This is a genomic window from Pseudomonas poae, assembly GCA_028869255.1.
GTDB lineage: Bacteria > Pseudomonadota > Gammaproteobacteria > Pseudomonadales > Pseudomonadaceae > Aquipseudomonas > Aquipseudomonas poae_C.
In genome coordinates, this window is sequence record CP110972.1 from 830693 (window position 1) to 844345 (window position 13653).

Here is a 13653-nt window from a genome sequence, read left to right on the forward strand (position 1 = left end):
CGCCACTCATGTCGAACAAAGATGAGGCACCCAGCGATCTGATTCGCGCACGGGATGTCGGCGGGTTCGATATCTGGTCGTTGCCCAGCTTCGATCCGCATGTGCCGGAGCCTGAGCCGGAACCGGTTGAAGAATTGCCGGCGGAAATGGAAGAAGTGCCGCTGGAAGAAGTTCAGCCACTGACCCTGGAAGAGTTGGAAAGCATCCGTCAGGAGGCTTACAACGAGGGCTTCGCCGCCGGTGAAAAAGACGGTTTTCGCAGCACCACGCTCAAGGTCCGCCAGGAAGCCGAGGAGGCGCTCAGCGTCAAGCTGGCCAGCCTGGAGCGCCTGATGGGCGGCCTGTTCGAGCCTATCGCCGAGCAGGATTCGCAGATCGAAAAAGCCATGGTCGGCCTGGTGGAGCACATTGCCCGCCAGGTGATCCAGCGTGAACTGGTGCTCGACTCCAGCCATATCGAAAGCGTGATGCGCGAAGCCCTCAAGCTGCTGCCCCTGGGCGTTGGCAATGTGCGGCTGTACATCAACCCGCAGGATTTCGAACAGGTCAAAGCCCTGCGCGAGCGCCATGAAGAAACCTGGCGCATCGTCGAGGACGCGGCGTTGCTGCCGGGTGGTTGCCGCGTCGAGACCGAACACAGCCGCATCGATGCGACGGTGGAAACCCGCATCAGCCAGATCATGGCCAAGCTGCTCGATCAGGTCCACGAGCAAGTCCTGAATCCGGCCGAGCCTGACCTGAGCGTAGACCTGGACGCCGCCGATGCGCCTTGATCGCACCAGCTTCGCCAAGCGCCTGAGCGGCTACACCGAAGCCACGCAATTGCCTGGCCAGCCGATCCTCGAAGGGCGCCTGCTGCGCATGGTCGGCCTGACCCTCGAAGCCGAGGGGCTGCGCGCCGCCATGGGCAGCCGTTGCATGGTGATCAACGACGACAGCTACCACCCGGTGCAGGTCGAAGCCGAAGTGATGGGCTTTTCCGGCAGCAAGATTTTCCTGATGCCCGTGGGCAGCCTGGCCGGCATCGCCCCGGGCGCCCGCGTGGTGCCGCTGGCCGATACCGGCCGCCTGCCCATGGGCATGAGCATGCTCGGCCGGGTGCTCGACGGCGCCGGCCGCGCCCTCGACGGCAAGGGCGGCATGAAGGCCGAAGACTGGGTGCCGATGGACGGCCCCACCATCAACCCGCTCAACCGCAACCCGATCAGCGTGCCGCTGGACGTGGGTATTCGCAGCATCAACGGTTTATTGACGGTCGGCCGTGGCCAGCGTCTGGGCCTGTTCGCGGGTACCGGCGTGGGTAAATCGGTGTTGCTGGGCATGATGACGCGCTTTACCGAGGCCGACATTATTGTGGTGGGGCTGATCGGTGAGCGGGGCCGCGAGGTGAAGGAGTTCATCGAGCACAGCCTGGGTGAAGAGGGCCTCAAGCGCTCGGTCGTCGTGGCGTCCCCGGCCGATGATGCACCCCTGATGCGTTTGCGCGCCGCGATGTATTGCACGCGCATCGCCGAGTATTTTCGCGACAAGGGCAAGAACGTCCTGTTGCTGATGGATTCGCTCACGCGTTTCGCCCAGGCCCAGCGGGAAATTGCCCTGGCCATCGGCGAGCCGCCGGCCACCAAGGGCTACCCGCCGTCGGTGTTCGCCAAGCTGCCGAAACTGGTGGAACGTGCCGGTAATGCCGAGGCCGGTGGCGGCTCGATCACCGCGTTTTACACGGTGCTGTCCGAAGGCGATGACCAGCAGGACCCGATTGCCGACTCGGCGCGGGGCGTGCTCGACGGCCATATCGTGCTGTCGCGGCGCCTGGCGGAAGAGGGGCATTACCCGGCCATTGATATCGAAGCTTCCATCAGCCGGGTGATGCCGGCCGTGGTCACGCCGGAGCATATGGCCCGTGCGCAGCATTTCAAGCAGTTGTGGTCGCGCTATCAGCAGAGCCGCGATTTGATCAGCGTCGGCGCCTATGTGGCCGGCGGTGATCGCGAAACCGACCTGGCCATCGCCCTGCAACCACAGTTGGTGACCTACCTGCGCCAGGGTCTCAACGACAAGATCAGCATGGGTGAAAGCGAAGCGCACCTGGGTTCGATCTTCGCCCCGGCGCCAGGCGGCTAAGCCATGGCCAGCACCCGTTCTTCACGCCTGGCCCCAGTGGTGGACATGGCCGAAAAGGCCGAGAAAACCGCGGTGCAGCGCCTGGGGTATTTCCAGGGGCAAGTGCGCCTGGCGGAGAGCAAGCTCGGCGACCTGGAGCGTTTTCGCGGCGAATACCAGCAGCAATGGATCGAGCGCGGCAGCAAGGGCGTATCCGGCCAATGGTTGATGGGCTACCAGGGCTTTCTCAACCAGCTGGAAACCGCCGTCGGCCAGCAGCGCCAAAGCCTGGCCTGGCACCAGAACAACCTCGACAAGGCTCGCGAGAGCTGGCAGGCAGCGTTTGCCCGCGTTGAAGGCTTGCGCAAACTGGTGCAGCGCTACATTGACGAAGCGCGGGCAATTGAAGACAAGCGCGAGCAAAAGCTGCTCGATGAACTGTCTCAGCGCCTGCCGCGCAAAGATGCGTATTGATACCCGTTAGAAGTTGCCCACATCCCCTTCACCTGCTACACCTTGTGTCTATTGCCAATGACAAGGAAGCAGTCGCATGTCAGTCGTTCCGGAAGTGTCCTCGGACGGAAAAAAATTGACGATTTCGATCAAGGGACGGTTCGATTTCAGCAGCCACCAGCAATTTCGTGAAGTCTACGAGCGCATCTACCCCAAGCCCGACGCCATCGTGGTGGATTTGAAAGAAGCCACTTACCTCGACAGCTCCGCCCTCGGCATGCTGTTACTGCTGCGCGACCATGCCGGCGGTGATGACGCGGACATCCGGGTGATCAACAGCAATTGCGATGTGCGCAAGATTCTCGGTATTTCCAACTTCGACAAACTGTTCGACATCAGTTGAGCGTCCTGGCCCCTGTCCTTGAGCCGCTGACGATCCTGATCGCTGAAGACAGCGCGGCGGACCTGCTGCTGTTGTCGACCATCGTGCGCCGCCAGGGCCATCAGGTGCTCACCGCCCGCAACGGCGAGGAAGCGCTGGAGGTGTTTGCCCGCGAGCGTCCGCAGCTGGTGTTGATGGATGCACTGATGCCGGTAATGGACGGTTTTGAGGCGGCGCGCCGGATCAAGCAGCTGGCGGGGGAGGCGCTGGTCCCGATCATCTTCCTCACCTCCCTGCGCGAAAGCGAAGCCCTGGCCCAGTGCCTGGATGCCGGCGGTGATGACTTTCTGCCCAAACCCTATAACCAGCTGATTTTGGCGGCAAAGATCAACGCCATGGACCGTTTGCGCCGGTTGCAGGCCACGGTATTGCAGCAGCGCGACCTGATCGCCAAACACCACGACTATCTATTGCATGAGCAGCGGGTGGCCAAGGCGGTGTTCGACAAGGTCGCCCACTCCGGCTGCATCAATGCCGCGCCGAATATCCGCTACCTGCAATCGCCCTATGCGCTGTTCAACGGCGACCTGCTGCTGGCGGCCTACACACCGTCCGGCGATATGCATGTGCTGCTCGGCGATTTCACCGGCCACGGCCTGCCGGCGGCGGTGGGCGCGATGCCGCTGGCGGAGGTGTTCTACGGCATGACCGCCAAGGGCTACGGCCTGGGCCAGACCTTGCGCGAGATGAATGCCAAGCTCAAGCGCATCCTGCCGGTGGACATGTTTTGCTGCGCCACCCTGTTGTGCCTGAGCACTCAGCGGCGGGTGGTGGAGGTGTGGAACGGTGGTATGCCCGACGGCTATGTGCATGAAATCGCCAGCGGCAAACGCACGCCGCTGGAGTCACGGCATTTGCCGTTGGGCGTGCTGTCGGCACAGGCCTTTGACGACCGCACCGAAGTCTGGCCGATGGCGCTGGGCGACCGGGTGTTCCTGTTGTCCGATGGCGTGCTGGATACCGCCGACGCCAATGACCAGCTGTTTGGTGCCGAGCGTTTGCAGCAGGTATTTGCCGTCAATCGTGAGCCTGACCGGCTGTTCGAAGACATCGAGCAGGCGCTGGCGGCCTTTCGCGGAGAGGCGCGCGATGACGTGAGCATGGTGGAAATCACCCTGCAACCTGGTCAGGCGTTACGCGCCACCGGGCCGCTGTATGCCGACAGCGGCCAGTCGTGCCCGCTGGATTGGTCGGTGAGTTTCGAGTTTCGCGCCGAAACCCTCAAGCGCTACAACCCATTGCCCTACCTGCTGCAGTTGCTGCTGGAGATTCATGGCCTGCGTGAGCAGAGCGGGGCGCTTTACAGTGTGATGGCTGAGTTGTATTCCAATGCCTTGGAGCATGGCGTGCTGGGCCTGGATTCGCGGCTCAAGCGCGATGCCCAAGGGTTTGCCGAGTATTATCGCCAGCGTAACGACCGCCTGGCGCGATTGAACAGCGGCTATGTGCGGGTGCATGTGCAGGTGGTGCCTATTGAGACGGGCGGCAAGATGACCTTGCGTCTTGAAGACAGCGGGCCTGGGTTCGATGTGGAGCAGGTGTTGGCGCGGCCGCTGGATATCGACCGTCTGTCTGGCCGGGGGCTGAGCTTGGTGCGTCAGTTGAGCAGCGATGTACGCTGGTCTGATGGAGGGCGCAGTGTCTGCGTGGAGTTTTGCTGGGGGGCTCTGGCATAATTCGCCGATTCTTGATCAAGGAGCGAGCAAGTGGTTGATATTCATCTGGACCCGGACGTGTTGTCGGGTTTGCAGGAGGTCATGGAGGGGGAGTATCCCAAGTTGCTTGATACTTTCCTCGATGATTCCCAGAAGCGTGTCGAGGCGTTGCGTAAGGCGCGTGATGATGCCAAGGCGTTGGGGCGGATTGCGCATAGTTTCAAGGGGGAGCAGTGGGAACCTTGGGGCGGTGCGGTTGGCGCAGTTGTGTCAGCGGTTGGAGGTTGAGTCGGTTGAGTGCTCCGCGGACCTGGGGGCGTTGGTGGATCAGATTGACCGGGAGTTTGCTTTGGTTCGGCCGATGTATGAGTTGGAGCGGGAGCGGGTTGCTGGGGTTTGATGTGTACATATCCGTTGCTGCGGTAACGGCTGCTTATGGTTCCGCTCTTACAGCGGGTCACTTTTTGAAGAGCGCAAAAAGTAACCAAAAACGCTTCGCCCCATCACTCGGCACCTCGCTCTGGCTCGGTGTGCCCTCACTCCGGCTTGAATCCGTGGGCCGCCGCGATGGGCCATCCATGGCCCAGCGCGGCTAACCCGGCGTCCTGCCGGGTTGCCCACGGATTCAAGCCTGCGTTCGGCCATCGTGATTGACGGGGCGCCTCAGATCACGATCAAAAGCCCTAGATCAAAAGATCGCTGACTTCGTCAGCGGTAAGGATGTAAGGGCCAGATCAAAAACAAAGCAAAGCACGGCGGCCTGACAGCCGACCTCGGTCAAATGTGGGAGCTGGCTTGCCTGCGATAGCATCAACCCGGTGTGCCTGATGTACCGAGGTGCCTGTATCGCAGGCAAGCCAGCTCCCACAGAAAAGCACCTCACTGCGCACGCTGACCCGCTCTTGATCTACACCACTCAGGTCGGCTACTAGGCCGCCGTGCTCTGCTTTTGATCTTGATCCTAGGCGCCCCATTAACCACGCTGGCCGCACGCGGGCTTGAATCCGTGGGTAACCCGGCAGGACGCCGGGTTAGCCGCGCTGGGCCAAGGATGGCCCATCGCGGCGGCCCACGGATTCAAGTCTGCGTGCGGGCACACCGAGCCGGAGGCGAGGTGCCGAGTGGTGGGGCAAGAGCCCTTTTGGTTACTTTTGGGGCTCTTTTCCAAAAGTGACCCGCCGTAAGGGCGGAACCAATACCCGCCGTTACCCAAATAACGGACATGTACACAATAAACCCAGCCCAACCAAAAACCTGGCCCGACTCTTGCTCCACCTCCTGATACTGCATCCCCGATCCCCATGCAGTGGAGACCAATACCCATGCCAGTCGCCCCGAATTCGCTCCTTCAGGCTGCCCCCGCGGCCAAGCCTCAAGCGCCCGCCGCCACCCAACCGGTAGCGGCTGCGGACCCACGGGACAAGGGCCCTGGCTTCGCCCAAGTGTTCGCCAGCCAAGGCTCCAAACCCACCGCCAAAGCCGACGACAACTCGGCTAAACCCACCCGGGACAAGCCTTCCGACAACAGTGCCAAGCCCGTCGCCAGTAACGACAAGCCTGCCGCCGGCACGCCAGCGGTTGCCGATAGCGGCAATACCTTGCCTGCCACGCCGCCAGCCAAGTCCGACGACAGCGCCAGCACAGAAGATGACGCCCCGGTCGACCCGACCCTGGTGCAGCAACCTCCGGCTGATCCGGTCGTCGACCCGGCAATGATTGCCGCCGTGACGCCGGTCGCCGTGCCGGTACCGGTTGCGGTGGAAACCCCGGCACCGGTTGCTGCCGCCAAGGACGACAAGGCTCAGCCGGTGGTCGCGACACCGATTGCGGCGACCGAGGAGGCCAAGCCGGCCTTCGACCCCGAGGCTGACCCGCTGGATGCGATGCCGGCCGTGCGCCTGGCGATGGAGCAGGGTGGGCACGTGTCCGCCAGCAGCCAGACCCCAGTGAAAACCGCTCCAGCGTCGACCCAGGATCAGCCGACCGCTGCACAGAATTTCGCCGCCGGCCTGGCCACCATGGTCGACCAGCAAGCCACCAAGGACAGCACTGACTCGGGTGGCGACAAGGCCTTCAGCGGCCTGATCGAAGACGGCCTCAAGGACCTCAAGAACGCCAGCAGCGACACCCGTGTCGATGACTTCGCCAACCGCCTGGCTGCGCTGACCCAGGCCGCCACGCCGAAAACCGCAAACGCTTTGCCGCCGGTGACGAATGCACCACTGGCGATGCACCAGAGCGGCTGGACTGACGAGATCGTCAACCGTGTGATGTACCTCTCCAGCGCCAACCTCAAGTCGGCGGAGATCCAGTTGCAACCGGCCGAGCTCGGGCGCCTGGATATCAAGGTCAACATGACGGCCGACCAGCAGGCCCAGGTCAACTTCATGAGCGCCCACCCGGTGGTGCGTGAGGCGCTGGAAAGCCAGTCCGGCCGCCTGCGGGAGATGTTTGCCCAGCAAGGCATGGGGCAGGTGGACGTGAATGTGTCCGACCAGTCCCGCGGCCAGGAGCAGCAGCAACAGCAGGCTCAGACCCGGGGCGTGAGTGGCGGCAGCGGCCGCGGCGGTGATAACGGCGACAGCGGCAATCACATCGACGTGGCTGAAGCGGTAGCGCCGGTGACCTCCACCGTGATCGGCTCCAGCGCCGTCGATTACTACGCCTGATCCCTGTCAAAACACGGTCAATGTGGGAGCTGGCTTGCCTGCGATAGCGGTAAGTCAGCTGACCTGTCCACTGCTGACCCACCGCTATCGCAGGCAAGCCAGCTCCCACATTTGAGTGGGGGTGTGCCTTCTTCCCCGTGTGCCAGACAACTCTGGCATAACACTTGCTCTTGCCTTTCCGTAGATCTATGAATCCCCGAATAGTGACGGATTATTGGCATGGCGAAGAGCGACGACGCAGCAAAAGCACCCGCAGGCAAAGGTAAGCTCAAGCTTATCCTGTTGATAGTCCTGGGCCTGCTCCTGGCCATCGGCGCCTCGGTGGGTGGCACCTGGTACATCATGCACAGCAGTGCGAGCAAACCGGCACCCGCCGCCGAAACCGCCAGTAACGTCAAGCAACCGGCAATCTTCGAGCCGATGCTTCCGGCCTTTGTCGCCAACTTCAACCAGAACGGTCGTCAACGCTACCTGCAGGTGAGCATCACCTTGCTGGCGCGTAACCAGTCGGACCTGGACGCGCTCAAGGTGCATATGCCGGTGATCCGCAACAACCTGGTGATGCTGTTTTCGGGCCAGAGCTTCGACTCCCTGGCCACTCCGGTGGGCCAGGAAATGCTGCGCCAGAAGGTCACTGCCAGCGTGCAGGAAGTGGCCCAGAAAGAGCTCGGCAAAGTCGTGGTCGAGCAGGCGCTCTTCACTAACTTCGTATTGCAGTAGGATCACGACATGGCCGTGCAAGACCTGCTGTCCCAGGATGAAATCGACGCGCTGCTGCATGGCGTCGACGATGGGCTGGTACAGACCGAAATGGCTGCCGAACCCGGCAGCGTCAAAAGTTATGACCTGACCAGCCAGGATCGCATCGTCCGTGGACGGATGCCGACCCTGGAAATGATCAACGAACGTTTCGCCCGCTACACCCGTATCAGCATGTTCAACATGCTGCGCCGCTCGGCGGACGTGGCGGTGGGCGGCGTGCAGGTGATGAAGTTCGGTGAATACGTGCACTCGCTGTACGTGCCCACCAGCCTCAACCTGGTCAAGATCAAGCCGCTGCGCGGCACCGCGCTGTTCATCCTCGACGCCAAGCTGGTGTTCAAGCTGGTGGATAACTTCTTCGGCGGCGACGGCCGTCATGCCAAGATCGAAGGCCGTGAGTTCACCCCCACCGAGCTGCGGGTGGTGCGCATGGTGCTGGAGCAAGCCTTCATCGACTTGAAGGAAGCCTGGCAGGCGATCATGGAAGTCAATTTCGAGTACATCAACTCGGAAGTGAACCCGGCCATGGCCAACATCGTCGGCCCCAGCGAAGCCATTGTGGTCTCCACCTTCCACATCGAACTCGATGGCGGCGGCGGTGACCTGCACGTGACCATGCCGTACTCGATGATCGAGCCGGTGCGCGAGATGCTCGATGCCGGTTTCCAGTCCGACCTCGACGACCAGGACGAACGCTGGGTCAAGGCCCTGCGCGAAGACCTGCTGGACGTCGACGTGCCGCTGAGCGCCACCGTGGCCCGTCGCCAACTGCGTCTGCGGGATATTTTGCACATGGCGCCTGGGGACATCATCCCCGTCGAGCTGCCGGAAGAGATGATCATGCGCGCCAATGGTGTGCCGTCGTTCAAGGTCAAGCTCGGTTCCCACAAGGGCAACCTGGCTTTGCAAGTGGTTGAGCCCATCAACCGTCGCTAATCCCTTATTTATGAATGTTTGCTCCGCCGAGGACATGTAATGGCTACCGAACACGAAAACACTTCCGCCGAAGACCAGGCCCTGGCTGACGAATGGGCCGCGGCCCTGGAAGAAACCGGTGATGTCGGCCAGGACGATATCGACGCCCTGCTGGCCGCCGACGCGGCCACCGCGCCGTCGAGCAACCGCCTGCCGATGGAAGAATTCGGCAGCGTGCCGAAGAACAACGACCCGGTGACCCTCGACGGCCCGAACCTGGATGTGATCCTGGACATTCCGGTGTCGATTTCCATGGAGGTCGGCAGTACCGAAATCAACATCCGCAACCTGCTGCAACTCAACCAGGGCTCGGTGATCGAGCTTGACCGCCTGGCCGGTGAGCCGCTGGACGTGCTGGTCAACGGCACCCTGATCGCCCACGGCGAAGTGGTGGTGGTGAACGAGAAGTTCGGCATCCGCCTGACCGACGTGATCAGCCCGAGTGAACGCATCAAGAAGTTGCGCTGATATGCGGTATTCGATGGCGGGACTGATGCTGGCGCTGCCATTGAGCGCCCTCGCGGCTGAGCCAGTGGCGCAAGCGACTGCGGCGGCAGCGCCGGTGGTGAACAGCGGCATGGGTGGGCAGTTGACCCAACTGGTGCTGGGTTTGTTGCTGGTGGTCGGGCTGATTTTTGTGCTGGCCTGGCTGATGCGTCGCGTGCAGAGCGTAGGCCCGGGCAACGGGCAGGTGATCGAAATGATCGGCTCGCGTGCCCTTGGCCCGCGTGACCGGCTGGTGCTGGTGCAAGTGGGTGAGGAACAGATCCTCCTGGGCATCACCCCCGGCCGCATCACCCCGCTGCATGTGCTGAAGACCCCGGTCAACGTCGACCAGTCCAAGCCCGCCACGCCAGAGTTCGCCCAGCGCCTGATGGAGTTGCTGGGCAAGGATCAGAAGGATAAGAAGTAATGCGCGTTTTATTGACGCTCATGCTGTTGCTGGCCGCGCCGTTGGCGTTCGGCGCGGACCCGTTGTCGATCCCGGCGATTACGCTGGGGACCAACGCGGCCGGGGCTCAGGAGTATTCGGTCAGTCTGCAGATCCTGCTGATCATGACCGCGCTGAGTTTTATCCCGGCGTTCGTGATGCTGATGACCAGCTTCACGCGGATCATCATCGTGTTCTCGATCCTGCGTCAGGCTCTGGGCCTGCAGCAGACACCGTCGAACCAGATACTCACCGGCATGGCCTTGTTCCTGACCATGTTCATCATGGCGCCGGTGTTCGACAAGGTGAACCAGCAAGCCCTGCAGCCTTACCTGGCGGAAACCATTACCGCTCAGGTCGCAATCGACCGGGCCCAGGTGCCGATCAAGGATTTCATGCTGTCGCAGACCCGCTCCAGCGACCTTGAGCTGTTTATGCGCCTGTCCAAGCGTACCGACATTGCCACCCCGGATCAGGCACCGCTGACCATCCTGGTGCCGGCGTTTGTCACGTCTGAACTGAAGACCGCGTTCCAGATCGGATTCATGATCTTTATCCCGTTCCTGATCATCGACCTGGTGGTGGCGAGCGTGCTGATGGCCATGGGTATGATGATGCTGTCGCCGCTGATCATCTCGTTGCCGTTCAAGATCATGCTGTTTGTGCTGGTGGACGGTTGGGCGCTGATAATCGGCACCCTGGCCAGCAGTTTCGGCGGAGTGTAGCGGCATGACTCCAGAAGTAGCCGTCGACCTGTTCCGTGAAGCGCTATGGCTGACCACCATGATGGTCGCCGTGCTGGTGGTGCCGAGCCTGTTGGTGGGCCTGCTGGTGGCGATGTTCCAGGCCGCGACCCAGATCAACGAACAGACCTTGAGCTTTTTGCCGCGTTTGCTGGTGATGCTGATCACCCTGATCGTCGCCGGCCCGTGGCTGGTGCAGACCTTCATGGAATACATCCTGCAGCTGTACGGCAGTATTCCGCAGTTGATCGGCTGACCCGATGCAGTCCTTGCTGGCATTGACCGACACCCAGATCAGCACGTGGGTCGCCTCCTTCATCCTGCCGCTCTTTCGCGTGACGGCGATGCTGATGGCTATGCCGGTGTTCGGCACGACCCTGGTGCCACGGCGCGTGCGCCTTTACTTTGCCGTGGCGATCACCGTGGTGATTGTGCCCGGCTTGCCGGCGATGCCGCCGGTGAATGCCCTGGACCTCAGTGCCCTGATGCTGATTGCCGAACAGGTCCTGATCGGCGCCATGCTCGGTTTCTCCCTGCAACTGTTTTTCCAGGCTTTCGTGGTTGCCGGGCAAATCATCTCGATCCAGATGGGCATGGGCTTCGCCTCTATGGTCGACCCTACCAACGGCGTGTCTGCGGCGGTTATCGGGCAGTTCCTGACCATGCTGGTGACCTTGCTGTTTCTGGCGATGAACGGCCACCTGGTGGCGTTCGAGGTGCTCACCGAGAGCTTCACCACCTTGCCGGTGGGTTCGGGCCTGGTGGTCAACCACTTCTGGGAAGTGGTGGGGCGCCTCGGTTGGGTGTTGGGCGCCTCCTTGCTGCTGGTGCTGCCGGCGATCACCGCGTTGCTGGTGGTCAACATCGCGTTTGGCGTGATGACCCGCGCGGCGCCGCAACTGAACATTTTCTCGATTGGTTTCCCATTGACCCTGGTATTGGGCATGGGGATTTTCTGGGTCGGCCTGGCTGACATTCTCAATCAGTATCAACCGCTGGCGACCGACGCCCTGCAGTTCTTACGTGATCTGGCACGGGCGCGCTGAGCCATGGCCGAGAGCGAGAGTGGTCAGGACAAAACAGAAGACCCCACGGAGAAACGCAAAAAGGACTCCAGGGAAAAGGGCGAGATTGCCCGCTCCAAAGAGCTGAATACCGTGGCGACCATGATGGCCGGCGCCGGTGGCCTGCTGATCTACGGCGGCGGCCTGGCCCTGGACCTGCTGGAGCTGATGAAACACAACTTCAGCTTGCCGCGTGAGGTGTTGCTCAACCCAGACGCCATGGGCCAATACCTGCTGCACTCGGGGAAAATCGCGATCCTGGCGGTGCAGCCGATCCTGATCACCTTGCTGCTGGCTGCCTTGATCGGCCCGGTCGCCCTGGGCGGCTGGCTGTTCGCCGCCGGCAGCATGGCGCCCAAATTCAGCCGCATGAACCCGGCGGCCGGGCTCAAACGCATGTTCTCCCCCAAGGCGTTGGTGGAACTGCTCAAGGCATTGGCCAAGTTCATCCTGATTCTGTTCGTGGCGCTCACGGTGTTGTCATCGGATATCGATGACTTGCTGCGTATCGCCCATGAGCCGTTGGAGTCGGCGATCATCCACAGCGTGCAGGTGGTGGGCTGGAGCGCGCTGTGGATGGCGGCGGGGCTGATCATCATTGCGGCGGTGGATGCGCCGATCCAGTTGTGGGAGAGCCACAAAAAGCTGCTGATGACCAAGCAGGAAGTGCGCGACGAGCACAAGGATCAGGAGGGCCGCCCCGAGGTCAAGCAACGCATTCGCCAGCTGCAGCGCGAAATGTCGCAACGCAAGATGATGGCCTCGGTCCCCGACGCCGACGTGGTCATCACCAACCCGACCCACTACGCCGTGGCCCTCAAATACGACCCGGAAAAAGGCGGCGCGCCGATGCTGCTGGCCAAGGGCAGCGACTTTACCGCCCTCAAGATCCGCGAAATCGCGGTGGCCAACAACATCCTGCTGCTGGAGTCGCCGGAGCTGGCGCGCTCGATCTTCTACTCCACCGAACTCGACCAGGAAATCCCTGCCGGGCTCTACCTGGCCGTCGCCCAGGTGTTGGCGTATGTCTATCAGATTCGCCAATACCGCGCCGGCAAGGGCAAGCGGCCGGACCCACTCAAAGACCTGCCCATTCCGCCGGACCTTCGTCGGGATTCCTGATTAATACCCCGCTAGTCAGTCAAATGAGTGCTAAATTGCCACCATGTCATTCATCTGAAATTCACGGCACCTGTCAACTTTGACAGTATCCAGCACTGCACTCCTGCGGTTCTATGACGCTCTGCACTGCACGCAAGTCGTCAATAGAAGCGGGAGAAGGGGCAATGCAAGCGATCACGGGCACGATCAAATCGTATAGCCAAAAAACCGGAGAGGGCTTGATCTCACTGGATAACGGGCCAGATCTCGTCCATGTGGATCTCAAAAGCTCGGCCGGGGTTTGCTTGAAGCTGGGCCTGCGTGTGCAATTCGCGATGATCCACCGGCCCAAAGGCGTCTTTGCGTGTTGCATCAAGATTATCTAGCGATGCCCGAGCGGGTTATCGAGGGAGATGTCAGGAGAGTGGTTATGGCAACCGGCACTGTGAAGTGGTTTAACGCGGAAAAGGGCTTTGGTTTTATTACTCAGGACGGGGGTGGCGCTGATGTTTTTGTGCACTTTTCCGCGATCCAGGGTGACGGGTTCAAGACGCTCCAGGAAAACCAGAGCGTTGAGTTCGATATCGAGAAAGGGCAAAAAGGCCCTCAGGCTGTGAACGTGCGAGTGGCGTAGCAACGATCGACCTGTCGCACACTTCCTCGAGCGCCACGGATGTACCGCCACCAAAATCTCGGAGCTGGCTTGAGCCGGTTTGCACTTGATGACCTCGCCCGCCTGTCAGGCTTCCACCCCCCTT

16 protein-coding genes and 1 pseudogene are annotated in these 13653 nt (G+C 61.7%); all 17 read left to right on the forward strand.

Features of this window, described 5'->3' with window-relative positions:
- The first annotated feature begins 8 nt into the window (after nucleotides 1–8).
- The 17 genes and pseudogenes from fliH to LRS56_03980 all read left to right on the forward strand — a co-directional run bounded on the left by fliH (nucleotide 9) and on the right by LRS56_03980 (nucleotide 13529).
- Nucleotides 9–773 carry a flagellar assembly protein FliH gene (gene fliH, locus LRS56_03900; GenBank protein ID WDU63689.1) on the forward strand — a complete coding sequence of 255 codons (765 nt, stop codon included), beginning with the start codon at nucleotides 9–11 and terminating at the stop codon, nucleotides 771–773.
- Nucleotides 763–2121 carry a flagellar protein export ATPase FliI gene (fliI, locus tag LRS56_03905; protein WDU63690.1) on the forward strand — a complete coding sequence of 453 codons (1359 nt, stop codon included), beginning with the start codon at nucleotides 763–765 and terminating at the stop codon, nucleotides 2119–2121. The genes fliH and fliI overlap by 11 nt, the downstream gene beginning before the upstream one ends.
- 3 nt (nucleotides 2122–2124) lie before the next feature.
- Nucleotides 2125–2574: a flagellar export protein FliJ gene (gene fliJ, locus LRS56_03910; protein ID WDU63691.1), complete on the forward strand. Its 450-nt coding sequence runs from the start codon at nucleotides 2125–2127 to the stop codon at nucleotides 2572–2574.
- A gap of 76 nt (nucleotides 2575–2650) precedes the next feature.
- Nucleotides 2651–2956 (forward strand): STAS domain-containing protein, encoded by a 306-nt coding sequence (locus tag LRS56_03915; protein ID WDU63692.1) that lies wholly within the window; start codon nucleotides 2651–2653, stop codon nucleotides 2954–2956.
- Nucleotides 2953–4671 (forward strand): fused response regulator/phosphatase, encoded by a 1719-nt coding sequence (locus LRS56_03920; protein WDU63693.1) that lies wholly within the window; start codon nucleotides 2953–2955, stop codon nucleotides 4669–4671. The genes LRS56_03915 and LRS56_03920 overlap by 4 nt, the downstream gene beginning before the upstream one ends.
- A gap of 30 nt (nucleotides 4672–4701) precedes the next feature.
- Nucleotides 4702–5050, forward strand: a pseudogene (locus LRS56_03925) (Hpt domain-containing protein).
- 922 nt (nucleotides 5051–5972) lie between these two features.
- A complete protein-coding gene (locus tag LRS56_03930) occupies nucleotides 5973–7319 on the forward strand; it encodes a flagellar hook-length control protein FliK (GenBank protein ID WDU63694.1) in 1347 nt (448 codons plus the stop codon).
- Between the two features lie 219 nt (nucleotides 7320–7538).
- Nucleotides 7539–8039, forward strand: a complete 501-nt coding sequence (gene fliL / locus LRS56_03935) for a flagellar basal body-associated protein FliL (protein ID WDU63695.1) — start codon at nucleotides 7539–7541, stop codon at nucleotides 8037–8039.
- A 9-nt stretch (nucleotides 8040–8048) separates the two neighbouring features.
- Nucleotides 8049–9017, forward strand: coding sequence for a flagellar motor switch protein FliM (fliM, locus tag LRS56_03940; protein WDU63696.1), 969 nt, complete (start codon nucleotides 8049–8051; stop codon nucleotides 9015–9017).
- Nucleotides 9018–9056: 39 nt separating this feature from the next.
- Entirely contained in the window at nucleotides 9057–9524 is a 468-nt protein-coding gene (gene fliN, locus LRS56_03945) for a flagellar motor switch protein FliN (GenBank protein WDU63697.1), read from the forward strand.
- Between the two features lies 1 nt (nucleotide 9525).
- Nucleotides 9526–9969, forward strand: coding sequence for a flagellar biosynthetic protein FliO (fliO, locus tag LRS56_03950; protein WDU63698.1), 444 nt, complete (start codon nucleotides 9526–9528; stop codon nucleotides 9967–9969).
- Nucleotides 9969–10712: a flagellar type III secretion system pore protein FliP gene (gene fliP, locus LRS56_03955; GenBank protein WDU63699.1), complete on the forward strand. Its 744-nt coding sequence runs from the start codon at nucleotides 9969–9971 to the stop codon at nucleotides 10710–10712. Before fliO ends, fliP begins: the two co-directional genes overlap by 1 nt.
- Before the next feature lie 4 nt (nucleotides 10713–10716).
- On the forward strand, nucleotides 10717–10986 hold the full coding sequence (gene fliQ / locus LRS56_03960) for a flagellar biosynthesis protein FliQ (protein ID WDU63700.1): 270 nt from the start codon (nucleotides 10717–10719) through the stop codon (nucleotides 10984–10986).
- A gap of 4 nt (nucleotides 10987–10990) precedes the next feature.
- Nucleotides 10991–11776: a flagellar biosynthetic protein FliR gene (gene fliR / locus LRS56_03965; protein WDU63701.1), complete on the forward strand. Its 786-nt coding sequence runs from the start codon at nucleotides 10991–10993 to the stop codon at nucleotides 11774–11776.
- A 3-nt stretch (nucleotides 11777–11779) separates the two neighbouring features.
- A complete protein-coding gene (flhB, locus tag LRS56_03970) occupies nucleotides 11780–12916 on the forward strand; it encodes a flagellar biosynthesis protein FlhB (GenBank protein WDU63702.1) in 1137 nt (378 codons plus the stop codon).
- Nucleotides 12917–13080: 164 nt separating this feature from the next.
- Nucleotides 13081–13281, forward strand: a complete 201-nt coding sequence (locus LRS56_03975) for a cold shock domain-containing protein (GenBank protein ID WDU63703.1) — start codon at nucleotides 13081–13083, stop codon at nucleotides 13279–13281.
- A 44-nt stretch (nucleotides 13282–13325) separates the two neighbouring features.
- A complete protein-coding gene (locus tag LRS56_03980; GenBank protein ID WDU63704.1) occupies nucleotides 13326–13529 on the forward strand; it encodes a cold-shock protein in 204 nt (67 codons plus the stop codon).
- Nucleotides 13530–13653 lie beyond the last annotated feature (124 nt).

Bases quoted from the DNA above. Each gene is read 5' to 3' on its own strand.
- LRS56_03930 (WDU63694.1), top strand. From the start codon at position 5,973: ATGCCAGTCGCCCCGAATTCGCTCCTTCAGGCTGCCCCCGCGGCCAAG.
- fliJ (WDU63691.1), top strand. From the start codon at position 2,125: ATGGCCAGCACCCGTTCTTCACGCCTGGCCCCAGTGGTGGACATGGCC.
- fliP (WDU63699.1), top strand. From the start codon at position 9,969: ATGCGCGTTTTATTGACGCTCATGCTGTTGCTGGCCGCGCCGTTGGCG.
- flhB (WDU63702.1), top strand. From the start codon at position 11,780: ATGGCCGAGAGCGAGAGTGGTCAGGACAAAACAGAAGACCCCACGGAG.
- fliR (WDU63701.1), top strand. From the start codon at position 10,991: ATGCAGTCCTTGCTGGCATTGACCGACACCCAGATCAGCACGTGGGTC.
- fliM (WDU63696.1), top strand. From the start codon at position 8,049: ATGGCCGTGCAAGACCTGCTGTCCCAGGATGAAATCGACGCGCTGCTG.
- fliO (WDU63698.1), top strand. From the start codon at position 9,526: ATGCGGTATTCGATGGCGGGACTGATGCTGGCGCTGCCATTGAGCGCC.
- fliL (WDU63695.1), top strand. From the start codon at position 7,539: ATGGCGAAGAGCGACGACGCAGCAAAAGCACCCGCAGGCAAAGGTAAG.
- fliI (WDU63690.1), top strand. From the start codon at position 763: ATGCGCCTTGATCGCACCAGCTTCGCCAAGCGCCTGAGCGGCTACACC.
- fliN (WDU63697.1), top strand. From the start codon at position 9,057: ATGGCTACCGAACACGAAAACACTTCCGCCGAAGACCAGGCCCTGGCT.
- fliH (WDU63689.1), top strand. From the start codon at position 9: ATGTCGAACAAAGATGAGGCACCCAGCGATCTGATTCGCGCACGGGAT.
- fliQ (WDU63700.1), top strand. From the start codon at position 10,717: ATGACTCCAGAAGTAGCCGTCGACCTGTTCCGTGAAGCGCTATGGCTG.
- LRS56_03975 (WDU63703.1), top strand. From the start codon at position 13,081: ATGCAAGCGATCACGGGCACGATCAAATCGTATAGCCAAAAAACCGGA.
- LRS56_03915 (WDU63692.1), top strand. From the start codon at position 2,651: ATGTCAGTCGTTCCGGAAGTGTCCTCGGACGGAAAAAAATTGACGATT.
- LRS56_03980 (WDU63704.1), top strand. From the start codon at position 13,326: ATGGCAACCGGCACTGTGAAGTGGTTTAACGCGGAAAAGGGCTTTGGT.